The organism is Brachybacterium muris (genome assembly GCF_016907455.1).
GTDB classification, from domain to species: Bacteria; Actinomycetota; Actinomycetes; order Actinomycetales; family Dermabacteraceae; genus Brachybacterium; species Brachybacterium muris.
On the sequence record NZ_JAFBCB010000001.1, the window covers coordinates 3,372,097 to 3,396,912 of the forward strand.

The following is a 24,816-nucleotide window of genomic DNA, read 5'->3' on the forward strand; positions in this document are numbered from 1 at the left end:
CTCGGGCTCACTCCGGGATGCGGTCCCAGTCCACGAATCCGTCGAGGTTCCCGATCTGCTGGTTGGGTGATCCCGCCTGCGGCGTCGGGTCCAGTTGCCACTTCTCACCGTCCCAGATGAGCTTGATGCGGGTGTAGCTCAGCTCGGGGCGTTCCTCGGTCTCGGGCATGTGGGTGGCGATGTCCACCACGGCCTGGTCATCGGTGTAGATGACGTTACGGAAACCGGCGATGACCATGCCCGGGACCGGGACCGGGACCGGGACCGGATCCTCCTGCTCGTGCGCGAGGACGTCGTCGCGCTTCTCCCCCTCGGGGATCCACTGCTCCGCGTAGCCGGGCACGTTGCCCTGTGCCGCGAACACGTAGTGCGCGGCGAGCACCGCCCCTTCGGCGGAGTGCTCGTAGCCGGTCCACAGCGCGCCGTCCTGCTGCTGCGGGCCGTGCTCGGTGGAGACGGGGACCTCCAGGCCCACCACGTCCTCCCAGCCCTCGATCGTCGGGGCCTCGTCCAGCAGGGCCGCGGGATCCTGCCCCGGGGTCTCCTCCGGAGCCGAGGTCACCCAGGGATCGGTGGGCTCCTCGCTCGGTTCGTCCGTGGCCTCCTCACTGGCCGGGGCAGCCTCGGCGCTGGTGGTGGCCTCAGGATCTGCGGGCTGGGTCTGTTCGTCGGTGCCGGTGCAGCCGGCGATGCCGAGGGTGAGCGCGATGCCCGCCGCGACAAAGGCGGAACGGGTGCGGATGGAGGCGCGTCCGAGCGGCCGCATGAGGTCCTTCCGTAGGGTGCACGTACCCTCAGGTTATGAGATCTGAGCAGGTCAGCACCATCCGGGTGGTCGGTGCGATCATCCGGCGCGGGCAGAGCGTGTTCGCTGCCCGGCGCAATGCGGACCGCAGCGCGGGCGGTCTGTGGGAGTTCCCCGGCGGCAAGATCGAACCCGGCGAGACCCCCGAGCAGGCCCTGGTGCGCGAGGTGCATGAGGAGCTCGGCGTCCAGATCGAGGTGGGCGCGCTGGCCGGCCGCAGCCAGGTCCCCGTCGGGGACGTGATCGTGGACCTGGCCTGCTACGAGACAGTGCTCCTCGGGCCGGAGCCGGAGCGCAGCACCGACCACGACGAGCTGGCCTGGGTGCCGCTGGCCGAGCTGGGGAGCCTGGAGTGGGCGCCGGGAGATGTGCCGATCATCGCCCGGATGGGCTGAGCCGGGAGGCGACGCCTACTTCTTCTTCACCGGGGCCTTCTTCTTCGCGGCGGCCCGGGGCTTGCGCTCCAGTTCCTTCGCCACGTCCTCGGCGTAGACGAACTGGTCACGGGGCGGGCGCTCGTAGCGGGTGTCCCGCTCGGCGGGGCGCTTGGGGATCTCGATGCGCTGCGGCTCCACGTAGTTCCAAGGGATGCGCTGGAGGATGTCGTGGATGACGTTGATGCGTGAGCGCTTCTTGTCCTCGCTCTCGATGGTCACCCAGCGGGCGCCGGGCAGGTCGGTCGCGGCGAACATGGCGTCCTTGGCGCGGGAGTAGTCCTCCCAGCGGGTGATGGACTCGACGTCCATCGGCGACAGCTTCCAGCGGCGCATCGGATCCTCCGCGCGGGAGCGGAAGCGGGCCTCCTGCTCCTCGTCGGAGACGGAGAACCAGTACTTGATCAGCCGGATCCCGTCCTCCACCAGCATCCGCTCGAAGTCCGGGGCCTGCCGCAGGAACCGGTGGTACTCCTGCTCGGTGCAGAACCCCATCACCCGCTCCACCCCGGCGCGGTTGTACCAGGAGCGGTCCATGATCACGATCTCGCCGGCCGCCGGCAGGTGCTGGATGTAGCGCTGGAAGTACCACTGGGTCTTCTCACGCTCCGTGGGCGCCGGAAGTGCCACCACCCGGGTGTGACGGGGGTTGAGGTACTGGGTGATCCGTTTGATCGCCGAGCCCTTCCCTGCCGCGTCGCGGCCCTCGAAGATCAGGATGATCCGCTCCCCGGTCTCGATGACCCACTGCTGCATGGCCACCAGCTCCGACTGGAGGCGCTGGAGCTCCTTCTCGTAGGCGGCCTTGTCGAGCTTCGGGGGCGTCTCGGGGCTGGCGAGGTGATCTGTCTTCGACATGCACAGATAGTACGGATCGGGCAGGGCGTCCGTCCGGCAGATCGGGGAATCGTGACCCTCACGTGCCTTCACTGCCCGGCGGGGTGGTCCCGCTGGTCCGGTCCCCGTAGCGCGAACCGACCGACCGATCGGTGCCTGTGGGGCGCTGGCCTGACTGGAGGCCTGGTCTAGTGTCGGCCTATGAACGCGCCCTCTCCCCTGCTCGGCCTGTCCACTCCCGACGGCTCCGGTCGGTCCGTCCTGGTCACCGGGGCCACCGGCTATGTGGGTGGGAGGCTGATCCCCGAACTGCTGGCCGCCGGCTTCGAGGTCCGGGCGGGTGCTCGCAAGCCCGAGGCGCTCCGTAACCGCCCGTGGGCCGACCAGGTGGACCTGGTGCGCTGCGATCTCAGCGAGCCCGACGAGGTGCGCGCCGCGATGGACGGCGTCCACACGGTGCTGTACCTGGTGCACTCCATGGGCAGCGGCGGGGACTTCGTCGAGCGCGAGCAGGGCATCGCCGACGTCGTCGCCGTGGCTGCGGAGCAGGCCGGGGTGCAGCAGCTGGTGTACCTCTCCGGGCTCCACCCCGACCGGCCCGTCGACGAGCTCTCGGACCACATGCGCTCCCGCGAACTGGTCGCGCGTCGTCTGGACGCCTGCTCCGTGCCCACCCTCACCTTCGAGGCAGGAGTGGTGATCGGCACCGGATCGATCTCCTTCGAGATGATCCGGCACCTGTCCGAACGGCTCCCCGTGATGCCCGGCCCGAAGTGGCTGGCCAACCGGGTGGAGCCGATCGCGATCCGCGACGTCCTCTACTACCTCCTGCACGCGTGCGCGCTCGAGGAGCCGGTGCAGGCACGAGCGCAGATCGGCTGCGGGCGCGCCCAGACCTTCGCTTCCATGCTCACCGACTTCGCCGCCGAGGCCGGGCTCGGCAGGCGCCGGGTGGTGCCCCTGCCCCTTCCGGCGCAGAAGCTGTCCGGGGTCTGGATCGGGCTGGTGACCCCGATCCCTATGGGCATCGCCATTCAGCTGGCCGCCTCGCTGGCGGAGGACGCGGTCACCGATGACCATGAGGTGGCGCGGCTGATCCCGGACCCGCCCGGTGGTCTCACCTCGTACCGGTCAGCGGTGCGCCAGGCGCTCGCCCGACAGGCCGAAGGGCCACTGGAGGTGACGTGGGACGCGGACCTGACGGCCTCGGCCGAACCCGCCGACCCGATCCCCGCTGACCCGGACTGGGCAGGGCAGACGGTCTACACGGACACGCGGGAGAAGACCTCGACGCTGTCCCCCGCCACGGTGTGGTCCGTGATCGAATCGATCGGCGGCCAGAACGGCTGGTACTCCACACCAGGCCTGTGGAGGATCCGCGGCTGGATGGACAAGCTCTTGGGCGGGCCGGGCCTGACCCGCGGTCGCCGCGATCCGCGCACCCTACGCGTGGGTGATCCGGTGGACTGGTGGCGCGTGGAGTCCATGGAGCGCGGGCGCAGCCTCACACTCCGCGCCGAGATGCGGGCCGGTGGACGGGCCTGGCTGCAGCTGGGGGTGGAGGGTACCCCCGAGGGGTGCGTCTACCGCCAGCGGGCGGTGTTCATGCCCTCGGGCATCGTGGGCCGCGCGTACTGGACGGCGATCCTCCCCTTCCACGCCGTGGTGTTCCCGTCGATGGCCTCGAACATCCTGGAAGAAGCCGAGCGACGGGTTGACGGCGCCACCGTGGCGGACTGATATCACGGCTCGCCCGAACGGGCTGGCCCAGCGGGCTGACCGGGGTCAGCTCCACCAGTTCTGGCTGATCGAGGTGGAGACGAAGCTGACCGCCACGTAGACGACGGTGATGACCCAGGTCAGGACCTTGTGCTTGTCGTAGCCCTCCAGCGGTCGCTGCTCGCTGTCCTCCCCGCCGGTGGTCAGCAGGAGCAGCAGGTCGACCAGGTACCAGATGCCCAGGCCGCCCAGGGTGAACAGCTTGGCGATGTCGAGCCCGGTGAAGCCGCGGTAGAAGCGGTCCACCCCGAGGGTGCCCAGGAACAGGGCCAGCGCCCAGGAGACGACGTAGCTCTTGTCGGAGGCGCCGTGGGCGCTGCCGCCCGGGGCGGTGCTCGCGGTGGACGGTGCAGGCCCTGCATGGTTCGTCGTGTGCAGATCGGTCATCGCTGGACCTCCTTGCTCGTCGTGCGACGGCCGGGCGGGCAGTCGCCTGCTCGCAGGCTCCCTACTCCCCGATCTGCTGCACCACCGCGGTCTCGGACCCGGAGGGCTGGGCCTCCGGGGTGGGCTCGCCGAGGCCGAGCATCGCGGTCGCCGCACCGACGACGATCAGCGCGAAGGTGGCCACGCCGCCGCAGCCGCAGCAGCCGGGCAGGATGATCGGGAACGGGATGAAGCCGCGCCGGCGGGGGCGCTGGGGGTACTGGGTCATCGGGGGCCTTCCTGCGGTGGGCGGTGCGCCGGTGGGCGCCACAGTCGGGCCCAGTATCCCGCCCCGGGGCGGGCCCGTCGGCCCCGGGAGTGCAGCACAGTGCACTGCAGGGGACGGGTTCGCCGAAAGCCCTCCCGCACCCCTCCCCCACCTGGCACGATGCGAGCATGCCGCAGCTGATCCCGCCCCAGCCCGCTTTCGCATCCGATGCCGAACGAGTGGTCTGGGAGGTTCTCGCGGGCGCGCTGCCGGACGATGCGACGCTGATCGCCGGACAGCGCATCACCGATGAGGCGCACGAGGTGGAGATGGACCTGCTGCTGCTGTGGCCCGGCATCGGCACCGCGGTGATCGAGGTGAAGGGCGGGCGCGTGAGCGTCACGGACGGCACCTGGTACCAGGCCGATAGCACGGCCCGACGGCCACTGCGCACCTCTCCGATCGAGCAGGCGCAGCGCGCCCGGCACGTGCTGCTGCGGCACGTGAACGAGCGCAGCTCCCGGCCGCTGGGTCGCAGCGTCCACATGGTGGCCCTGCCGTGGACCGAGCTGCCATCGGACTGGGATGTGCCGGATGCGCCCCGTGCGCTGCTGCTGGACGGGACGGACCTGCGGGACGACGGTGCCCGGGCCGTGGAGCGGATCATCACTGCGCTGCGCACCCACGGTGGCAACCACCTGCCGCCACTGGAGCCGTTCCAGCGCGACCACGCGGTGAAGACCCTGCGCCGCACCCACGAGGCGATCGAGAACCATCAGCTGCTCTCGCGCGAGATCGAGGACGCAGGCAACCAGCTCACCCGGGAGCAGGAGCGGATGCTCGCCCTGCTGCGCTTCCAGCGTCGTGCGCAGGTGGTGGGCGGGGCCGGCTCCGGCAAGACCCATCTGGCGCTGATGAAGGCCCGCGCCCTCACCCAGGAGGGGAAGCACACCGCCCTGCTGTGCTACTCGCGGGGCCTGGCCCGGCACTTCCAGCTGCTGACCGCCACCTGGCCGGCGCGGGATCGCCCGGCGTACGTGGGGCTGTTCCACGACCTGCCCGTCAGCTGGGGTGCACCCCCGGAGGGTGAGTACGAGGGCGAGGTCGCGCAGTACTACGAGGAGTTCCTGCCCGCCCAGCTGCGGGAGCTGGCCGCCACCCGCCCGGCGGACGACCTGTTCGACGCGATCGTGGTGGACGAGGCGCAGGACTTCGCCGACCTGTGGTGGGAGGGCCTGCGGCCCTGCTTGGTGGACCCCGACGACTCCGGCGCCTCGGTGCTGTTCGTGTTCACCGACGAGCACCAATCGGTGTTCGACCGCGACGGCCGCGCACCCATCACCCTGAGCCCCTTCCCGCTGGACGACAACCTGCGCAACACCCGCACCATCGCCCGCACCTTCGCACCGCTCACCCCGGTGGAGCAGAACGCCCGGATGGACGAAGGGGTGCCGGTGCGGTTCGTCCCCTGCGCCACCGAGGACGCGGTCACCATGGCCGACGACCAGGTGGAGGCCCTGATGGACGAGGGCTGGGACCCCGGTGACATCGCGCTGCTGACCACGGGCCGACGCCACCCCGAGCAGCGCGAGCGCATCGACCACTTCGGGTACGACGGGTACTGGGACGAGTTCTTCGCCGCGGAGGACGTGTTCTACGGGCACGTACTGAACTTCAAGGGTCTGGAGCGCCGGGCGGTGGTGCTGTCGGTCAACGGCTTCCAGCACTGGGACCGGTCCCCGCACCTGCTGTATGTGGGGCTGTCCCGGGCCCGGTCGCTGCTGGTGGTCGTCGGCGACCCGGAGCTGATCCGCGATTCGGTGGGCGATGCGGTGGTGGAGCAGGTCACAGGGTCCGCGCAGCGATAGTCTCGGGAGGGTCACCCGCTGCGAGAGGACCGTGCGATGTCCCTGCTCACCCCCGCCATGAACGAGACCCTGGACCGGATCCAGGAGTGGCAGGAGCCCCTGCTGAAGGACCTCCACCAGAATCCCGAGCTGTCGATGATGGAGGAGCGCACCTGCGGGATCGTCACCGAGCGCCTCACCGACCTCGGCTACGAGGTGCACCAGATCGGCGGCGGCGTGGTGGGCGTGCTGGCCAACGGTGAGGGCCGTGTGGTGCTGCACCGGGCCGACATGGACGCCCTGCCGATCCGTGAGGACTCGGGCCTGGACTACGCCTCCACCGCCACCGGGACGGACCTCGCCGGTGCGCAGCAGCCGGTGATGCACGCCTGCGGGCACGACTTCCACGTCGCCACCGGCCTGGGTGCGGCGGCGGTCCTGGCGGAGAACCGCAAGGACTGGTCGGGTACCGCGGTGATGCTGTTCCAGCCCGGCGAGGAGTTCGGCGACGGCGCCCGCAGGTGTTCGGCAGTGGCTCCCACGGCTCCATGCCCCACCTGGGTGTGGACCCGGTGGTGCTGGCCGCGAAGATCATCGTCAGCATCCAGACCCTGGTCTCCCGCGAGATAGCCCCGGGAGAGTTCGGAGTGGTGACCGTGGGGTCGATGCACGCCGGCAGTTCCGCCAACGTGATCCCGGACAGCGCCACGCTGAAGCTGAACTTCCGTGCCTACAGCGAGGAGGTGCTGCAGCTCCTGGTCGAGGGGATGGAGCGGATCGTCCGGGCCGAGTGCGAAGCCGCGCAGTCCCCCCGCGAGCCGCACTTCGAGACCATCGCCGAGTACCCCGTCACCGACAACGACCCGGCCGCCACCGCGGCGGTGCGCTCGGCCCTGGTCGATCACTTCGGTGAGGACCGGGTGGAGGAGATGGACCCGGCCACCGCCTCAGAGGACTTCTCGATCATCCCGGACGCGTTCGGGGTCCCCTACTGCTACTGGGGCTTCGGCGGCTACGCGGAGGGCAGCGAGGTGCTCCCCAACCACAGCCCGAAGTGGGCCCCGGACCTGCAGCCCACCCTGCGCACCGGCACCGAGGCCGCTGCGGCCGCGATCCTGGGCTGCTGGCCAGCGGGATCTGATCCGGGAGTTCGGGGCCCGGCAGTCCGTGCGCCGGGCCCGCCCACGGGCATACATCTGCTGCCGCGAAGGTCACGAAGCGGTCACGGAGTCCTGCCGCACCCTGTTGACAGATATCGGATAACCGCTAGGTTGGGTGCATGTCATCGCCGACATTGTCGAGCACTGCAGCCATCGGTCGCGCCGGGACGCGCGGCCGCAAGGAGCTGCTGGGCACACAGGTCGAGAACCGGATCCGCGCCTACATCGCGGAACGCGGCCTGATCGAGGGGGACGACCTGCCCTCGGAGGGCCAGATCGCCACCGACCTCGGAGTCTCCAAGAGCACCGTGCGGGAGTCGGTACGACGCCTGGAAGCACTGGGGCACATCCGGGTGGTGCACGGCGTGGGCCTGCGCGTGGGGAAGTTCAGCATCCGCCCCGTGGTGCGGGCACTCCCCTACGACCTGCTGGACCGCACCCGAGGCCTGACCGACATCCTCGAGGTGCGCACCGTGATCGAGGAGAACTTCCTGGTGCGCTCCGCCGCGCATATGACCGAGGCCCACCTCGCGGCGCTCGAGAGCATCGTGGCGCAGATGGAGGCCACCAGCAGCGGCGGTGAGGTGGACCCGCACCTGGATGCCGCCTTCCACCGTGCGCTGTACGAGCCCATCGACAACCGCCTGGTAATGGACCTGATCAGCACCTTCTGGGAGCTGTTCGACTCCGCTCGCCACGCCGTCGAGTTCACCAGCAACTTCCGCGCCGTCCAGGAGCACCGCGAGATCGTCGAGGCGCTCCGCGAGGGCGACGAGCAGCGCATCCGCACCGCAATACGCGACCACTTCCGCCAACTCGAGGACGAGCTGGCCCGCTTCACCCTCGAGCACCCCCGGCCCGACCTCCTCCACCCAGCCGAGCACCGCACCGACGAACCGAACCAGGAGCAGTCATGAGCCTCACCGGGATCTTCCCCGCCCTCATCACGCCGTACGACGCCGACGGCGCGGTCTCACCGACGATCAACCGGCGCCTGGTGGCCACGCTGAACGCCGAGGGGGCCGACGGCTACTTCGTCTCCGGCAGCTCCGCGGAGTGCTACCTGCTGGACACCCGCGAGCGCATGGAGATCCTCGAGGCCACCGTCGAGGCCGCCGAGGGCCGACCGGTGATCTTCCACGTGGCCGCCACCGACCACCGCTCCACCCTGGAGCACGCCCGCCGCGCCACCGATGCCGGCGCGAGCGCCGTGTGCGCCAACATCCCCACCTTCTTCACCTACTCCGACCAGTCCCTGGCCGCGTACTACCGGGACATCCGCGAGCACACCGAGCTGCCCCTGCTGGCCTACTACATCCCCTCCCAGACCGGCCGCCTGCTCACCGCCGACTTCTTCCTGGACCTCGCCGCCGACAACACCCTGCAGGGCATGAAGTACACCAGCAGTGACCTGGGGATCCTCTCCCGCATCCGCGCCGCCCGGCCGGACTCCTTCACGATCCTCGCCGGTTCCGACGACACCCTGCTGGGCTCTCTGGCCCATGGCGCGAACGGCGGCATCGGCTCCAGCTACAACCTGATCTGCGGGGTGTACGCGGGCATCTACCGTGCCTTCGGCGCCGGTGACCTGGAGGAGGCGCGCCGCCTGCAGTCCGTCTCCATCGCGGTGCTGGAGGAGATGGGCGGCTGGGAGTTCATCTCGTTCCTGAAGTCCGTGCTGCGCTCCCGAGGCCTGGACACCGGCCAGGCCCGCACCCCCATGAGCCCGATCCCCACCGAGCTCGACGACCAGCTGGCCGGGAAGCTCGCGGCCAAGACCCAGCTCGAGCCGTACCTGATCAGTCCCGTCTGACCCCTCTCGCTCCCGACCCCGCCCTTCCGACCCCATCGACCGCCCTCCCGCCATCCCCGACCCGCCATCCCCGACCCCACCGTCGTTCCCGCCGTACTCAACGAGGAGATCACCATGAACACCATCGCCCGCCGTCGTCTGCTCCAACTCGCAGGCCTCTCCGGCCTGACCGCCGCTGCTGCCGCCTGCACCCCCGATGAGGACTCCGGTTCCGGCTCTGGCGGAGGCGGCTCCGACGGGGGCGGCTCCGGTGCCGGCCTCGAGTTCATCTGGCCCGGCACCTCGGATCCCGAGACCGCCGTGGCCAACGACCTCAAGACCGCCATGTCCGAGCAGGGCATCACCATCGAGTACAACTTCCTGTCCTGGAACGACATGCAGCAGCAGCTGTCGGTGCGCATCCAGGCCAACGACGCCCCCGACCTCACCATGACCCAGGACGTCACCGACTGGGTGGCGATGGGTGCGCTGGCCTCGCTGGACGAGCGCACGGCCGAGGTGGACACCTCCCTGTTCCGCCCCGGCACCCTGGAGTACTCCACCGTGGACGGCTCCCTGTACGCCCTGCCGTACTCGGCGCAGTCCTGGACCCTGGTGGTTAACCGGGAACTGGCCGAGGCCGCCGGCATCGACCCCGAGGGCATCGCCACCTATGAGGACATGCAGGCGGCCGCCACCGAGCTCACCGGGGACGGGAAGTACGGCTTCTGCATCCCGATGCAGAACCCCCGCTTCGCGTTCCGCACCTTCATGACCGCCGCCTACGCCAACGGCTTCAACCCCGGTGACTACGCCGAGCCGGAGACCGAGAAGTGGATCCAGACCCTGGAGCACCTGCTGGCCTTCAACGACCTGCGGCCCGACGCCGACAAGGCCTGGGCCTACCCGGAGATGTTCCGCTCCTTCGCCAACGGGGAGACGGCCATGATCGCGGCCGGTTCGTTCTTCACCGCCAACGTGTACGAGCTGAACCCCGAGATCGTGGGCAACTCCGTGCAGATCCCCTACCCGCAGGGCCCCTCCGGCAGTGACAAGTCGGTGCCGATCTCCAACGCCGGGTTCGCCCTGTTCGAGGGCTCGGAGAACCAGGACGCCGGGTGGACGGTGATGGAGGAGCTGCTCAAGCCCGAGTGGCAGGCGCGCCTGACGGCGGTGGCCCACGCCCCCGCCACCACCGACATCACCATCGACGACCTGCGGCCGTGGATCGAGCAGTACTACCCCGATGCCGTCGAGGGCCACGTGGCGCACTGCGAGGCGCAGATGAGCATCGCGGACGAGCGCGGCACCGAGCTGCAGAAGATCCCCGGCCAGCCGGCCATCGAACCGGAGTTCCAGATCATCTTCAACGAGTTCATCGCCGGGTCGATCGACGCCGCCGGGGCCGTGGAGAAGATGAGCGAGCGCTTCGCCTCCGTCGCGGGTTGAGCCATGGCGGCCCCGACCCTGGACAAGGCTGACCCGCGCCCTCCCCGCCAGCGCACGGGGAAGGTGCGGCTGCGCAGCTGGTACGACAAGACCGGCTTCTGGCTGCTGCTCCTGCTGCCGGTGCTGATCACGCTCGCGGTGTTCCAGTTCTACCCGCTGCTGGAGACGCTGCGCATGGGCTGGACCAACGAGGGTGCTCGCACCGTGGACCCCGGCTTCGTGGGCGCCCAGAACTTCGAGCGGCTGCTCACCGAGGACCCCCACTTCTGGGGCATCGTGCGCAACAGCTTCATCTGGGTGTTCACCTCGGTGATCCTGCAGCTGGTGATCGGCACCCTCGCCGCCCTGGTGCTGAACTCGAGGATCAGGCTGCGCTCGGTGTGGCGCGGGCTGCTGATGGTGCCGTGGGTGACGCCCACCGTGGTGGTGGGCGTGATCTGGCGGTGGATCTTCGAGGGATCCAACTCGGGCCTGGCGAACTTCTTCCTGACCAGGCTGGGGGTGTTCGACCAGCCCACCGTGTTCCTGGCCTCGGACTTCTGGGTGTGGCCGGTGCTGCTGTTCGCCTCCACCTGGAAGGGCGTGCCGTTCGTGACGCTGCTGGTGCTGGCCGCACTGCAGGGCGTCCCGAAGGACCTGCACGAGTCCGCGGCGGTGGACGGTGCCGGGCCGGTCAAGCGGTTCTTCCACGTCACGATCCCGTCGATCCGCGGCACCCTGTTCACCACCGGGATGATCTCCCTGGTGACCACCTGGTTCAAGTTCGAGCTGATCTGGGCACTGACCAACGGTGGCCCCGGCTTCGCCACCTCCATCCTGCCCACCTACGTGTACACCTGGGCGTTCAACCGCCTGGAGTACGGGATGGCGGGCGCGGTGGCCACGCTGGCGCTGGTGATCATCTTCGTGGTCGCCGCGATGTACGCCCTGCTGTTCCGCGAGAAGGAGTCCTGAGATGACCACGTCCCAGGTCACCGGTGAGGTGATCACCCCGCGCAAGCAGAAGGTGCGGCCACTGGAGGTGCTGGGCCGGTACACGGCCCTGTTCGTGCTGATGGCGTTCCTGCTGCTGCCGGCGGCATGGATGGCGTTCTCCTCACTGAAGCCCAACTCGATGCTGTTCGGCGCCACCCCCGACTTCTCACTAGAGGGGGTGAGCCTGGACAACTACCGCTGGGCGCTGCGCCCCGACGGCATGGACATGGGCCAGCTGCTGATCAACACCTTTTCCACCAACCTGATGTCGGCCCTGCTCACCACCGCATTCTGCGCGGTCGCCGGGTACGGGCTGGCCCGCTACAAGGGCGGACTGGCCCGGGCGCTGGTGGCGTTCCTGGTGATCTCCCAGATGATCCAGGGCCCGATGATCATGGTGCCCTGGTACCAGATCGCCGCCACCCTGGACCTGATCAACACCCGCGAGGTGCTGGTGCTGATCTACCAGACCCTCACCATCCCCGCCGCGATCTGGCTGATGGCCGGGTTCTACCGGGCGATCCCGGTGGAGCTGGAGGAGGCCGCCGCGATGGACGGCTGCTCGAAGCTGGGCACCTTCTGGCGGATCATCCTGCCGCTGTCCCTGCCGGGGCTGGCGGCGATCTCCCTGTACGCCTTCATCCTGGGCTGGAACGACTACCAGTACGCGCTGATCCTCACCAGCTCCGAGTACTCCAAGACCCTGCAGATCGGCATCGCGCAGGTGATGAACTCTATCGGCGCCACCAACTGGGGCGGCATCCTCGCCGCGGGCACCATCGCGGTGATCCCCGCGGTGATCCTGTTCTCCCTGGTGCAGAAGACCCTCATCTCCGGCCTGACAGCGGGGTCGGTGAAGGGCTGATGTCCTCCCGAGTCCGGCTGGAGGAGATGGCCTCCCGCACCCGTGCTCTGCTGGAGGCGGTGCCGGAAGGCGCAGCTCCCTATGTCGCGGTCGACGGGGATGTGGCCGCCGGTGCCGTGCGAGGCTCCCGCACTCCCCCGTGGACCCTGGGGTTCTGGCTGGGGCAGCTGCACCTGACCGAGGCCGTGCTACCGGATCCGGCAGTGCGGCATCGGCTGGATGCAGAGCAGGAGCAGCTATGCTCCCTGGTGCTCGACCGTGGCCCCGAGTTCGACCACGACCTGGGCTTCCTGATGATCCTGGGGCCGCTGGCAGACGAACAGGCAGGTCGCGGGCAGGGAGAGCCCTTCGGGGCCAGCAGCCGGTACCGTCGGCCGCTCCAGACGGCCTGCGAGGCACTCGCCGGGCGCTACAACGAGCGCGGCCATTTCCTGCGGGCCCACGGCTGGGAGGGCTCCGGCGGTGAGCACATCGACCAGCCGGGCGACAACGACGGACCCGCCGGCAGGTTCATCGCCGACACCTGGATGAACCTGCCGCTGCTTCTGTGGGGAGCGCGCGCGTTCGACCGGCCCGCCTGGGCACAGGTGGCGCTGGGCCATGCGCGCACGGCGCGGGAACTGCTCACCGGGGCCGATGGCTGGGTGCTGCACGGGTTCGAGATCGACCCCGCTACCGGCGAGCGCCGCGGGCCCTCCACCATTCAGGGCGCCTCCCCCACCAGCCCCTGGTCACGCGCCCAGGCGTGGACGGTGTACGGGATGGAGCTGTCGGCACGGATGCTCGGGGCCGATGGGCACCTTCCCCGCGGCGGGGCCGAGCTGTGGCGGGCGGAGGCGGCTCAGCTCGCGGCGCAGTTCCTCGCGCACTCCCTTCCCTCCGGGGTAGCGCCGTGGGACTTCTCGATGCCGCAGGGAGATCGCACGGTGCCGGACACGTCGGCTTCGGCGATCGTGCTGGCGGCCCTCGAGGGCTGGGCCGCCGTGGGGTCGGGTGCAGCGACGGCCGCAGAAGGCATGACGGACCGGGCTGCGTCGCTCGATGCCGCTCTGCGGCCGTGGTCCTCTCCGGGGCGTGCCGGGACGGGCCTGCTGGGCGGTGGGTGCTACTACTTCCCGGCCGGCCGGGGCATCGACGAGCCCTGCGCGTGGGGCGACTACTTCTGGATGGAAGCGGCTGCGCGCCGCTGCGGCCTGACGGTGCCGTACGACCTCTGACCGGGCGCACGAGACCGAGAGGGCAGGGACGCAAGAGCCCGCGGACCGGGGCACGCGGCCGCGAGCTGCGTCCCCTGGTGATGCGTGGGTCCCCCGACCACCGCATCGACCACGCTCGCGACCTCGTACCGGTCCTTCCTGCTGCAACAGGGCTCTCCCGCACCCGGTATCGGTAATCTACGCGGCCCTCCGCTGCCGTGCGATGGGTTGAACTGCACGGGGAGTTCTCCCCATGGCGACCCCTGCGCGGGCATATCGCCGTCGGTACCAGGTACCGGCCCGGGGTGATCTGTGACGCTCCGTGTCATCGCGATGTTCCCGACCATGCCGAGCAGTGCCATACTGCCCATAGTTTCCCTTTGCATAGCCGAAAGCACTGATGATGACGACGAGCGATGCTCTCCCGGTCGAGGCCGCGGTCTCGCTGGACGACCGCACCGCCCGGACCCCCCTCTGGCGCGCGTTCCTGCGGCCCGTCCCGGCGGCCGCTGCCGTGGTCGTCGCGGTGAGCCTGCTCGCTGCGGTGTTCGCCCCGCAGCTCAGCGCCCTGTCCGGCAACGACCCGTTCACCTACCACCCCGAGGCCCTCGGCCCCGACACCGCTCCGCTGGGCGCATTCGGCGGTGTCAGCACCGATCACTGGTTCGGGGTGGAGCCCGGCACCGGCCGCGACCTGTTCTCCCTGGTGGTCCACGGCGCCCGGGTGTCCCTGCTGGTGGGCATCGCCTCCACCTTGCTGGCCACCGTCATCGGCGTGGTCCTCGGGATCGTGGCCGGCGCCGTCGGCGGGTTCGTCGAGAAGCTCGTGGAGGTGGCCACAGACGTCACCCTGGGCTTCCCCTTCCTGATCTTCGCGATCGCCCTCAGCGCCCTGTTCCCGCTCCAGGCCCCCCGCGCCCTTCTGCTCACCCTGGTCATCGGCATGTTCGGCTGGCCGGGCATCGCCCGCGTGGTCGCCGCCGAGACCCGGGTGATCGTGCGTCAGCCGTACGTGGTGGCCTCCCGCGTGATGGGGGCACGCCTGGCCCACGTGCTGCGGCACCAGGTGCTGCCCAACGTCGCCTCCACCGTGATCGTCTACTCCTGCATCTCCCTGCCCGGCCGCATCAGCGCCGAAGCCACCCTGTCGTTCCTCGGCGTCGGCGTGCTGCCGCCCACCCCCTCCTGGGGCCGGTCGATCGGTGACGCCATCAGCTGGCTGCTGGTGGACCCCGCCTTCCTGCTGTTCCCCGCAGCGGCCCTGTTCCTGGTGACCTTCTCCTTCAACATCTTGGGCGACACCCTGCGCGACGCCCTCGACCCCCGGGGGGCACAGCGATGATCCCCGCCCTGCAGCGTGTGGCCCGCAGCGTGTTGGTGCTGCTGGTGGTCATGACACTCACCTTCGCGATCTTCTACCTCGCCCCCATCGACCCTGCCCTGCAGATGTGCGGCAAGCCCTGCTCCCCGGAGGACCTCGAGGCCGCCCGCGGCTTCATGGGCTTCGACCAGCCGTGGTTCGTCCAGCTGGGCACCTTCCTGGTGGCGATCTTCACCGGGCGCACCTTCGGCTCGGCCGAGGTGGCCGTCCAGTGCGCCGCCCCCTGCCTGGGGTACTCCTTCCAGCTGCACCAGTCGGTGACCGAGCTGATCGTGGACCGCTTCCCGGTCACGTTCTCGATCGCCCTGGGTGCCGTCGCGCTGCAGGCACTGTTCGGGATCGCCGCCGGGGCGCTGGCCGCCCGCCGCCAGGGAGGCATCCTGGACCGCACCGTGACCGGGGTGTCCGTGGTCGCGGCCTCCGCCCCCGCCTTTGTGGTGGGCCTGCTGGCGGTGGTGGTGTTCGCCCTGCAGCTGGACCTGCTGCCCAGCGGCGGCTACGAGCCCTTCACCGAGAGCCCCCTGCAGTGGGCCCGCCACCTGGTTCTGCCCTGGATCACCCTGGCCTTCCTCAACGGCGCCGTGTACGCACGCCTGGTGCGCTCCTCGATGATCGAGCAACTGGGCCTGGACTACGCGCGCACCGCACGGGCCGCCGGCCTGCCCGAACGGCGCATCGACCGGTACGCGCTGCGGAACCTCGCACTGCCCCTGACCACCCTGATCGCCCTGGACATCGGGGCACTGCTGGGCGGCTCCGTCATCACCGAGCGGATCTTCGGCCTGCCGGGCCTGGGCGCGCTGCTGCTGGACGCGACCTCCACCGCCGACCTGCCGGTGATCGTGGGCACCACCCTGGTGGGCTCCCTGCTGATCGTCCTGGCGAACCTCTGCGCGGACCTCGCCCGCCCCCTGCTGGACCGGCGCCTCGCCGCCACCGGCAGGCGCACCTCCGCCCTGTCGGACCCGACCGATCCCACCGACCCCGACAGCCTGGCCGACCCCGTCGACCCCACCGAAGCCTCGAGCCCCGTCGACCCCACCGAAGCCTCGAGCCCCGTCGATCCCACGCATCGGACCACCCCGTCCGATCCGAAAGCCCCCACCCCTCAGGAGACATCCTCATGACCTCGTCGCCCCGCCCCGGTTCGTCCTTCTCCCGCTCTCGCTTCACCCGCCGGAACATGCTGCTGGCCACCCCTGTCGTGCTGGGCACCGGGGCCCTCGCCGCCTGCTCCAGCGGCGGCTCCGAGGGCTCCGGCAGCTCCGGTTCCGACGGCGGCGTAGCCACCGGCGGCGGAGCCACCGGCGGCACCCTGACCATCTACACCACCGGTGAGGAGATGAGCTTCGACCCGGCCACCAGCCAGAGCCTCGCGATCACCTCCCTGGGCCTGACCGCACGCCGGCTCACCGCCTGGAAGACCTCCCCGGACGCCCCCACCGAGCTGATCCCCGACCTCGCCACCGACACCGGCACCCCCTCCGAGGACGGGAAGACCTGGACCTTCACCCTGCAGGAGGGACTGAAGTTCGAGGACGGCACCCCCATCACCGCCGCGGCCGTGAAATACGGACTGGAGCGGTCCTTCGCCCCCGAGCTCACCGGTGGCCTCTCCTACCACAAGGTGCTGCTGGAGGGCGGCGAGGACTACGCGGGGCCGTTCTCCGGTGAGCACCTGGACTCCATCGAGGCCGTCGACGACCTCACCCTGGTGCTGCACCTGAACCGCCCCTACGGCGACTTCGGATGGGTGGCCTCCAACCCCGCCTTCGCCCCGGTCCCGGAGGACTCCGGCCAGCCGGAGACCTACGCCACCCAGCCCGTCACCAGCGGCCCCTACCGCGTGGAGTCCTACTCCCCCGGCGCCCAGGCCGTGCTGGTGCGCAACGAGCACTGGGACGCAGGCACCGACCAGGCCCGCGCCGGCGGACCCGACACCATCGAGTTCGCGCTGGCCCAGGATGCGAGCGTGGTGGCGCAGTCGATCATCGCCGACCGCTCCGACGCTCAGGACTCGTTCCTGGCCAGCTTCGTGCCCACCGCCCAGCTGGTCCAGGCCCGCAACGACCCGAAGGTGGGCGATCGCCTGGTCACCTCCGGTCCGGGTGCCCTGGAGTACCTGGTGCTGAACACCGAATCGGAGGCCCTGAAGGACGTCAACATCCGCAAGGCGCTGCAGTACGCCGTGGACAAGGAGGCGTACCGCACCGCGAAGGGCGGGGAGATCTCCGGTGACTTCGCCACCACCCTGATCACCCCGGGCATCGCCGGGCGCGAGGAGTACAACCTGTACGCCGAGGCCCCCTCCGGTGACGCCGAGGAGGCGAAGCGCCTGCTGGCCGAGGCCGGGGCACAGGACCTGTCGCTGCGCCTGGTCATCAGGGACGACCAGACCGCGGCCGCCGAGTCGATCCAGCAGGCCCTCACCCGGGTCGGGATCAGCGTGACCATCCAGCCGTTGGATGCGAACGCCTACCAGTCCGAGGTGACCGCGGGCGACGGCAGCGCCTACGACATGGTGCTCAGCTCCTGGCAGCCCGACATGCCCTCCCCCAACGCCAACCTCACCCCGCTGTTCGAGTCCACCCAGATCGGCAACGGCAACTACAACCTGGCGCGGTATGCGAACGAGGAGGTGGACGCGGCACTGCTGGAGGCCTCCTCCACCCTCGACGCCGACGAGGCCGGTGCCAAGTGGGCGGCTGTGGACAAGAGGATCATGGAGGACTCCCCCGTGGTGCCGCTGATCTACTCGAAGAACTCCTTCATCCACGGCTCGGGGGTGGAGAACTTCGTGATCGGTCAGTTCCCCGCCTACCCGAATTACCTCACCACCACCCTGAAGGCATGAGCGACAGCACCCACACGACCGACGTCGGCCCCGCGCAGGACCCCGGCCCCACGCAGGACCCGGACCTGCTGGCCCTGCGGGACCTCCGGGTCAGCATCGCCGGCAGGCCGATCCTGAAGGGCCTGGACCTCACGGTGCGCGCCGGTCGGATCACCGCCCTGGTGGGCGAGTCCGGCTCCGGGAAGTCGATGACGGCGCTGGCCACCATCGGCCTCGCACCCGGCAGTGCGCAGGTGACCGGCAGCGCCCGCCTGCGGGGCGAGGAGCTGCTGGGCAGGTCGCCCCAGCAGATGCGCCGCACCCGCGCCGGGGGCATCGGGATGATCTTCCAGGAGCCGGGGCAGTCGCTGTCACCGGTGATGAAGGTCAGCGCCGTCTTCCGCGACGTGCTCGGGGTGCGCGAGGACATCCGCTCCCGCGCACGGGCCTCTGAGCGCACCCGGGAGCTGCTGGCCTCGGTGGGCCTGCCGGACCCGGACCGCACCGCCTCCTCGTACCCGCACGAGCTCTCCGGCGGTGAGCTGCAGCGGGTGGTGATCGCGCTCGCGCTCAGCGGGGACCCGGCGCTGCTGATCGCCGACGAGCCCACCACCGCGCTCGACGTCACGGTGCAGCGCGGGGTGCTGGACCTGCTCACCCGCATCGTGCGCGAGCGCGGCATCGGGATCCTGCTGATCACGCACGACATGGGCGTGGTGGGCGAGATCGCCGACGACGTGGTGGTGCTGGAGGGCGGCGAGGTGCGCGAGACCGGCACCCTCCAGCAGGTACTCAGCGCTCCCACCGCCCCGTACACGCAGGCGCTGCTGTCGGCCGTGCCTCGACTGTCGCACAGCCTCGAGCGGGCGGCAGTGCGGTCGGACGCCGAGCAGGAGGGCGGTGCCGCCACGCAGGGCGACAGCGACCCATCCCGCGGGGCCGCAGCATCGGAGCCCCCGGTGGTGCGCGTCGAGGGCCTGTCGGTCCGGTACCACCGCCGCGGTGGGTCCCACCTGGCGCTGGACGACGTGGGCTTCGAGATCGATCGCGGGCAGATCCACGGCCTGGTGGGCGAGTCGGGCTCGGGCAAGTCCACCTGGGGGAAGGCCCTGGTGGGGCTGGTGCCGGCCGAGGCACGCGTTCTCGAACTGGACGGGACGGACTCCCGCAGCCTCTCCCCCGCGGCGCGCCGGGCGGTGTATGCGCGGGCCGGCCTGGTGTTCCAGGACCCGGCCTCGTCGCTGAACCCGCGCCGCACCGTGGGGTGGAGCATCGGCGAGCCCCTGCACCTGGCCGGCGGGGTGGCGCGCGCCGACGTGGACCGACGGGTGCGGCACGCCCTGGAGCAGGTGCGTCTGCCCGCGTCCTACGCGCAGCGGCTGCCCCATGAGCTCTCCGGCGGGCAGCGGCAGCGGGTCTCGATCGCCCGCGCGCTGATCCTGCAGCCCTCCCTGCTGATCGCCGACGAACCCACCAGCGCCCTGGACGTCACCGTGCAGGCGCACGTGATCGAGGTGTTGCGCGAGGCCATTGAGGAGGCGCGCTTCGCCTGCGTGTTCATCAGCCACGATCTCGCGGTGGTGGGTTCGCTCGCTGATCACGTGACGGTGCTGCGCCGCGGCCGGGCCGTGGAGCAGGGCACCGTGCAGCAGGTGCTGGGCAGCCCCCGGCACGAGTACACCCGGGCGCTGCTGGAGAGCGTGCCGGATCCGGCCCGCCGACTGCGCGAGAGCGGTCGAGCCGCCGCCTGAGGTCCAGCCGCTCGAGGCCCGGCCTCTCAGGCTCGCCCCCGCAGGTTCGCCGGGTCGAGCTCGCCAGATCAGGCTCGCCCCCGCAGGTTCGCCGGGTCGAGCTCGCCAGATCAGGCTCGCCCCCCTCAGGTTCGCCGGGTCAGGCTCGCCCACTGAGGGACGCGGACTCGCGCCCCCGGGTCACTTCACGCCCAAGCCGCACGCGGCCAGGAACTCACGGGTGGCGATCGCATTGGGCAGCGGCAGGGCCGGATCGCAGGGGTACAAGTCCTGCTCGCAGATCACGTACAGCTCTTTGTCCATCGCCGCCAGGCGCTGCACCAGCTGCCGCATGTCCGGCAGACCCGCGGGGGGACGCACCGAGGCGCCCTTGGCGACGGCTTCGCCGAAGGGCCAGTCCTTCTCGTGCGCCTCCCGGGTGATGTCCGGGTCGAAGGCCTTGATGTGCACGTAGCCGATCCGCTCCGGGTACTCGTCGATCATGCCGACGGGGTCCCCACCGCCGTACACGATGTGCCCGGTGTCCAGGCAGAAGCTCACCAGCTCGGGGTCCGTCGCCTCGAACACCCGGGCGATCTCCTCCGGGGTCTCGATGTGGCTGTCCCCGTGGGGGTGCAGCACCATCGTCAGCCCGTAGTCCTCCCTCATGATCCGGCCCAGCTCGTTGGCATTGGTGACATACCGCTGCCAGGCCTCCCCGGTGAGCTCCCGATCGTCGGTGAACTCCCAGGTCTTCTCGTCGCGATACATCGGCGGCAAGTGCACCATGTACTCCGCGCCCACGGCAGCGTGGGTCTCGGCGATCGCGCGGAAGGTGCGCTCGGTCTCCGGCCAGGCCTCCTCCTTGTGCAGGATGCCCCACCCGGTGCCGGCCACCACCCGGAAGCCGTGCTCGTCCATCACGGACTGCAGCTCACGCGCGTCCTTCGGGAAGTAGCCCCACGGCCCCGTCTCCATCACCGAGAAGCCCGCCTGGGCCATCTCCCCCAGGGCGGTGCGCCAGGGGATCTGCTTCTCGTCCTCCGGGAACCACACGCCCCACTGGTCCGGGCACACCCCGATGGTGAGCTTGTCGTAGGGCGCCTCGGGGTTGCGGGCCTTGGACGGCGGGTTGGGGATCGTGGCAGGGTCGGGGGTCGTCATGACGGGCTCCTTCGCAGGTCGTGGACGGGGCGTGGGTGCGAGACCCGGGTCAGTCGTGGGTCGGGAAGCTCATCGAGCTCTCCAGGTGCTCGTCCTGGTGGGGCCAGCGGGTGGTGATGGCCTTCTGGCGGGTGTAGAACCGCACCGCCTCGGGGCCGTGCGCGTGGTACTCGCCGAACAGGGAGTCCTTCCAGCCGCCGAAGGAGTAGTAGCCCACGGGGGTGGGGATCGGCACGTTGATGCCGATCATGCCCACCTGGACCTCCTCCTGGTAGCGGCGGGCGTAGTGCCCGGAGCCGGTGAAGATCGCGGTGCCGTTGCCGAAGGGCGAGGAGTTGACCAGCTCGAGGGCCTCGTCGAAGTTGTCCACCCGCATCACCACCAGCATCGGGCCGAACACCTCCTGGGTGTAGGTGTCGTGGTCACGCGGCACGTCTGTGAGAACCACGGGGCCCACGAAGTTGCCGTTCTCGTGGCCCTCGACGACCAGGCCGCGGCCGTCCACCACCACGGTGGCACCGGCCTGCTCGGCCTCGTCGGTCATGCGGATCACGCGCTCGCGGGCGTCGGGGGTGATTACCGGCGGCAGGTCGGTCTTCTCGTCGGAGCCGGGGCCCACCACCAGCTTCTCGGCCTCGGCCTTGATGGCCTCGAGGAACTTCTCGTGCACATCGCCCACGGTAACGGCGACGGGGACGGCCATGCAGCGCTCACCGGCAGAGCCGAAGGCACCGGAGGCGATCTGCCCGGCGGCGAACTCGACGTTCGCATCCGGCATCACCACGGCGTGGTTGTTCGCACCGCCCAGGGCCTGGACCCGCTTGCCGGTGGCGGCGGCGGTGTCGTGCACGTGCTTGGCGATCGGGGTGGAGCCCACGAAGGACACCGCGGAGATCCCCTCATGGGCGCACAGGGCGTCGACGACCTCCTTGCCGCCCTGGACCACCTGGAACACGCCGTCGGGCAGGCCGGCCTCCTGGTACAGGCGGGCCACGATGCTGGAGGCGGAGGGGTCGCGCTCCGAGGGCTTCAGCATGAACGCGTTGCCGGTGGCGATGGCGATGGGGTGCATCCAGAACGGCACCATGGCCGGGAAGTTAAACGGGGTGATCCCGGCGACCACACCGAGGGGCTGGCGCATGGTGTGGGCGTCCACGCCGGTGGAGACGTTCTCGGAGAACTCGCCCTTGAGGTCCTGGGTGATGGAGGTGGCGAACTCGAGGGTCTCCAGGCCACGGGCGATCTCACCCTTCGCGTCGGCGATGGTCTTGCCGTGCTCGCGGGTGATCACCTCGGCGATCTCCTCGGTGTGCTCGACCATCAGCTGCCGCATGCGGTACAGGATCTGGGTGCGCTTGGACAGGGAGGAGAGGCCCCAGTCCTTCTGGGCCTCGCGGGCGGTCTGGACGGCGCGGTCCACGGTGGCGGTATCGCCCAGGTGCAGGGTTCCCACCTGCTGGCCGGTGGCGGGGTCGAAGATCTCCTGGGTGGTGCCGGATCCGTCGGCCTCCTGGCCTGCGATCCAGTTCTTCACGTCGTACATGGTCTCGGTTCTCCTCGTTGGGTGGTGGATCGTGGGGCCGCCCCGATCGAGACTTCGATTGTGGGGGGTATTCGTCCCCATTCCCCTCAAAATCGACGTCTCGGTGTGGGGCGAGCTGGTGGGGCGGGCTGGTGGGGCGGGCTGGATGCGGGCGGGGCGGTGCGGGCGGGCTATCGGAGTGGGTCAGAGGTAGTGGCGCTGGGGCTCAAGGGCCTGCTCGTACTCGGTGCGGGCCTGCCGGGTGCTCTCCAGGGTGGAGACTGCGGCCACCGGCACGTCCCACCAGCTGTTGCCGGGCGGGTTCGGGCCGTACAGGTCGGTGTTGACCACGATGGCGGTGGCCTGGTCGCGGGTCTCGGCGCGGCGGTAGGCCTCGCGGAAGGCGGCGGTGTCGCTGACCTCCTCCACCTCGATCCCGTAGGAGCGGATGTTGGCGGGGATGTCGAAGGGCAGCTTCTCGCCGTCCAGCAGGCCGCTGTCCTGGTTGCGCATGCGGTACTTGGTGCCGAAGCGCTGGGAGCCGCGGGACTCGGACAGGGCCCCGATGGAGGACCAGCCGTGGTTCTGCAGGATCACCAGGATCACCTTCATCCGCTCGGCGACGATGGTGGCGATCTCCTGCGGGGCCATCTGGAAGGTGCCGTCGCCGATGATCGCGACCACCTCGCTGTCCGGGCGGGCCATCTTCGCGCCCAGGGAGGCGGGCAGCTCGTAGCCCATGCACGAGTAGCCGTACTCCAGGTGGTACTGGATCGGGGAGCGGGCCTTCCACAGGGCCTGCAGGTCACCGGGCATGGACCCGGCGGCGTTGATCAGGATGTCCTCATCACCCATCAGGTCGTTCAGGGCCCCGAAGATCTCGGTCTGGGCCGGCAGCTCCTGGTCGTGCGGCTCGAAGCAGTGCTTGACGAGCTCCTCCCACTCGGCGCGCAGCTGCCGGGCGCGCTCGCCGTGCTCAGCCGGCGCCGTCCAGCCCTCGAGTGCTGCGGCCAGGGCCTCGAGGCCTGCGCGGGCGTCGGTGACCACCATGGTGGCGGAGTGCTTGGCGGCGTCGAAGGCCTTGACGTTGAGGTTCACGAACCGCACCCCGGGGTTGCGGAAGGCGGTGTGGGAGGCGGTGGTGAAGTCGGTGTAGCGGGTGCCCACGCCGATCACCACGTCGGCCCCTGCGGCCAGCTCGTTGGCGGCGTTGTTGCCGGTGGCGCCCACGCCGCCGATGCACAGCGGGTGGTCGGCGCTGAGCGCGCCCTTGCCGGCCTGGGTGTCCAGCACCGGGATGCCGGTGGCGTCGGTGAAGGAGGCCAGGGCCTCGCTGGCCTCGGAGTAGATGGCGCCGCCGCCGGCGATCAGCACCGGCTTCTTGGCGGAGCGGATCACCTCTGCGGCGCGGTCCAGGGCGGCGGGCTCGGGGACCGGGCGGGCCACGTGCCAGGTGCGCTCGCGGAAGAACTCCAGAGGCCAGTCGAAGGCCTCGGCCTGCACGTCCTGCGGGAGGGAGAGGGTGACGGCGCCGGTCTCGGCAGGGTCGGTGAGCACTCGCATGGCCTGCAGGGCCGCGGGGATCAGCTGCTCGGGGCGGGAGATGCGGTCGAAGTAGCGGGAGACGGGCCGGAAGGCGTCGTTGACGGACACATCGCCGCCGGTCTCGTCCTCCAGCTGCTGCAGCACGGGGTCCACGGTGCGGGTGGCGAAGATGTCGCTGGGCAGCAGCAGCACCGGGATGCGGTCCACGGTCGCGAGGGCCGCACCGGTGACCATGTTGGTGGAGCCGGGGCCGATGGAGGCGGTGCAGGCGAAGGTCTGCATCCGGTTCTTGGTGCGCGCGTAGGCGACGGCGGTGTGCACCATGTTCTGCTCGTTGCGTGCCTGGTAGAACGGCATCTGGCCCTCGCCCTCGGCGGGGTCGATGGCGTTCTCCAGCAGGGCCTGGCCCAGGCCCGCCACGTTGCCGTGGCCGAAGATGCCGAAGGTGCCGGGGATGAAGCGCTCACGGATGCCGTCGCGCTCGGCGTACTGGGCGGCGAGGAAACGCACCAGGGCCTGGCCGACGGTCAATCGCACGGTGCCCTGCGACGGGTCCTGATGGGTGACGCTCATGCTGCCTCCGGGGGTGGGCCGCCTCGTGGGGCAGGGCGGCGTCGAGGGTGGCCCGTCGCGGGACCGGCCGGGCACGGTATCGGCTCGGCACGGGATCGGCCCGACAGGAATTCGTGTTCCCCCAGCATGCCGAGGATGACACGCGCCTGTCAACGCTATGTCCGTACAAGTAGTGCCCCACCGGCCGGCCGGACGGCCGACGGGGCAGGAAAGATTGCACTTCCGACCCAGCCCCCTGCGTGCTAGCGTGACCGCACCGACATCGGCCGCGTAAATTTGTACGGACAATCATGCC

The 24,816-nt window shown here is 70.3% G+C and carries 21 protein-coding genes and 1 pseudogene; 15 read left to right on the forward strand and 7 right to left on the reverse strand.

Features of this window, described 5'->3' with window-relative positions:
* Positions 1 to 7 precede the first annotated feature (7 nt).
* Complete coding sequence (locus JOD52_RS15630) at positions 8 to 766, reverse strand: DUF8175 domain-containg protein (protein WP_204411045.1); 759 nt, start codon at positions 764 to 766, stop codon at positions 8 to 10.
* Between the two features lie 35 nt (positions 767 to 801).
* Here JOD52_RS15630 and JOD52_RS15635 point away from each other — a divergent pair, with 35 nt between their 5' ends.
* Entirely contained in the window at positions 802 to 1,200 is a 399-nt protein-coding gene (locus tag JOD52_RS15635; RefSeq protein WP_204411047.1) for a (deoxy)nucleoside triphosphate pyrophosphohydrolase, read from the forward strand.
* Between the two features lie 15 nt (positions 1,201 to 1,215).
* Here the strand turns inward: JOD52_RS15635 and ppk2 are convergent, their stop codons facing one another.
* A complete protein-coding gene (ppk2, locus tag JOD52_RS15640) occupies positions 1,216 to 2,097 on the reverse strand; it encodes a polyphosphate kinase 2 (protein ID WP_204411049.1) in 882 nt (293 codons plus the stop codon).
* Positions 2,098 to 2,277: 180 nt separating this feature from the next.
* Here ppk2 and JOD52_RS15645 point away from each other — a divergent pair, with 180 nt between their 5' ends.
* On the forward strand, positions 2,278 to 3,816 hold the full coding sequence (locus JOD52_RS15645) for an SDR family oxidoreductase (RefSeq protein ID WP_204411051.1): 1,539 nt from the start codon (positions 2,278 to 2,280) through the stop codon (positions 3,814 to 3,816).
* 45 nt (positions 3,817 to 3,861) lie between these two features.
* Here JOD52_RS15645 and JOD52_RS15650 read toward each other — a convergent pair whose 3' ends face one another.
* Both JOD52_RS15650 and JOD52_RS15655 read right to left on the reverse strand, forming a co-directional pair.
* Positions 3,862 to 4,242 (reverse strand): TM2 domain-containing protein, encoded by a 381-nt coding sequence (locus JOD52_RS15650; RefSeq protein ID WP_204411053.1) that lies wholly within the window; start codon positions 4,240 to 4,242, stop codon positions 3,862 to 3,864.
* A gap of 61 nt (positions 4,243 to 4,303) precedes the next feature.
* The gene (locus JOD52_RS15655) at positions 4,304 to 4,510 is read right to left on the reverse strand and encodes a hypothetical protein (protein WP_204411054.1); all 207 of its coding nucleotides are present in this window, start codon (positions 4,508 to 4,510) and stop codon (positions 4,304 to 4,306) included.
* Between the two features lie 167 nt (positions 4,511 to 4,677).
* On the opposite strand from JOD52_RS15655, the gene JOD52_RS15660 reads away from it, so the two are divergent.
* The 13 genes and pseudogenes from JOD52_RS15660 to JOD52_RS15715 all read left to right on the forward strand — a co-directional run bounded on the left by JOD52_RS15660 (position 4,678) and on the right by JOD52_RS15715 (position 19,738).
* The gene (locus JOD52_RS15660; protein ID WP_204411056.1) at positions 4,678 to 6,357 is read left to right on the forward strand and encodes a nuclease-related domain-containing DEAD/DEAH box helicase; all 1,680 of its coding nucleotides are present in this window, start codon (positions 4,678 to 4,680) and stop codon (positions 6,355 to 6,357) included.
* Positions 6,358 to 6,393: 36 nt separating this feature from the next.
* On the forward strand, positions 6,394 to 6,966 hold the full coding sequence (locus JOD52_RS17805) for a M20/M25/M40 family metallo-hydrolase (RefSeq protein ID WP_338124118.1): 573 nt from the start codon (positions 6,394 to 6,396) through the stop codon (positions 6,964 to 6,966).
* Positions 6,885 to 7,376: pseudogene (locus tag JOD52_RS17810) on the forward strand (M20/M25/M40 family metallo-hydrolase); the annotation flags it as partial. The gene JOD52_RS17805 and the pseudogene JOD52_RS17810, both read left to right, overlap by 82 nt.
* Before the next feature lie 239 nt (positions 7,377 to 7,615).
* Positions 7,616 to 8,413, forward strand: coding sequence for a FadR/GntR family transcriptional regulator (locus tag JOD52_RS15670; protein ID WP_239551933.1), 798 nt, complete (start codon positions 7,616 to 7,618; stop codon positions 8,411 to 8,413).
* On the forward strand, positions 8,410 to 9,309 hold the full coding sequence (locus tag JOD52_RS15675; protein WP_204411059.1) for a dihydrodipicolinate synthase family protein: 900 nt from the start codon (positions 8,410 to 8,412) through the stop codon (positions 9,307 to 9,309). Before JOD52_RS15670 ends, JOD52_RS15675 begins: the two co-directional genes overlap by 4 nt.
* 114 nt (positions 9,310 to 9,423) lie before the next feature.
* Positions 9,424 to 10,737 carry an ABC transporter substrate-binding protein gene (locus JOD52_RS15680; protein WP_204411061.1) on the forward strand — a complete coding sequence of 438 codons (1,314 nt, stop codon included), beginning with the start codon at positions 9,424 to 9,426 and terminating at the stop codon, positions 10,735 to 10,737.
* Between the two features lie 3 nt (positions 10,738 to 10,740).
* On the forward strand, positions 10,741 to 11,691 hold the full coding sequence (locus tag JOD52_RS15685) for a carbohydrate ABC transporter permease (protein WP_204411063.1): 951 nt from the start codon (positions 10,741 to 10,743) through the stop codon (positions 11,689 to 11,691).
* Position 11,692: 1 nt separating this feature from the next.
* On the forward strand, positions 11,693 to 12,577 hold the full coding sequence (locus tag JOD52_RS15690; protein ID WP_017823985.1) for a carbohydrate ABC transporter permease: 885 nt from the start codon (positions 11,693 to 11,695) through the stop codon (positions 12,575 to 12,577).
* Positions 12,577 to 13,794 carry a glycoside hydrolase family 88 protein gene (locus tag JOD52_RS15695; RefSeq protein WP_204411064.1) on the forward strand — a complete coding sequence of 406 codons (1,218 nt, stop codon included), beginning with the start codon at positions 12,577 to 12,579 and terminating at the stop codon, positions 13,792 to 13,794. The genes JOD52_RS15690 and JOD52_RS15695 overlap by 1 nt, the downstream gene beginning before the upstream one ends.
* 379 nt (positions 13,795 to 14,173) lie before the next feature.
* Positions 14,174 to 15,115 carry an ABC transporter permease gene (locus JOD52_RS15700; RefSeq protein ID WP_204411065.1) on the forward strand — a complete coding sequence of 314 codons (942 nt, stop codon included), beginning with the start codon at positions 14,174 to 14,176 and terminating at the stop codon, positions 15,113 to 15,115.
* Entirely contained in the window at positions 15,112 to 16,281 is a 1,170-nt protein-coding gene (locus JOD52_RS15705) for an ABC transporter permease (protein ID WP_239551935.1), read from the forward strand. The genes JOD52_RS15700 and JOD52_RS15705 overlap by 4 nt, the downstream gene beginning before the upstream one ends.
* Positions 16,278 to 18,008, forward strand: coding sequence for an ABC transporter substrate-binding protein (locus tag JOD52_RS15710; protein WP_204411066.1), 1,731 nt, complete (start codon positions 16,278 to 16,280; stop codon positions 18,006 to 18,008). Before JOD52_RS15705 ends, JOD52_RS15710 begins: the two co-directional genes overlap by 4 nt.
* Complete coding sequence (locus JOD52_RS15715; protein WP_204411067.1) at positions 18,005 to 19,738, forward strand: ATP-binding cassette domain-containing protein; 1,734 nt, start codon at positions 18,005 to 18,007, stop codon at positions 19,736 to 19,738. The genes JOD52_RS15710 and JOD52_RS15715 overlap by 4 nt, the downstream gene beginning before the upstream one ends.
* 180 nt (positions 19,739 to 19,918) lie before the next feature.
* On the opposite strand, the gene JOD52_RS15720 is transcribed toward JOD52_RS15715, so the two are convergent.
* From JOD52_RS15720 to iolD, 3 genes are all read right to left on the reverse strand, one after another.
* Positions 19,919 to 20,881, reverse strand: a complete 963-nt coding sequence (locus tag JOD52_RS15720) for a TIM barrel protein (protein ID WP_204411068.1) — start codon at positions 20,879 to 20,881, stop codon at positions 19,919 to 19,921.
* A 49-nt stretch (positions 20,882 to 20,930) separates the two neighbouring features.
* On the reverse strand, positions 20,931 to 22,424 hold the full coding sequence (locus JOD52_RS15725; RefSeq protein WP_204411069.1) for a CoA-acylating methylmalonate-semialdehyde dehydrogenase: 1,494 nt from the start codon (positions 22,422 to 22,424) through the stop codon (positions 20,931 to 20,933).
* A gap of 183 nt (positions 22,425 to 22,607) precedes the next feature.
* Entirely contained in the window at positions 22,608 to 24,521 is a 1,914-nt protein-coding gene (gene iolD, locus JOD52_RS15730; protein WP_204411070.1) for a 3D-(3,5/4)-trihydroxycyclohexane-1,2-dione acylhydrolase (decyclizing), read from the reverse strand.
* Positions 24,522 to 24,816: the final 295 nt, after the last annotated feature.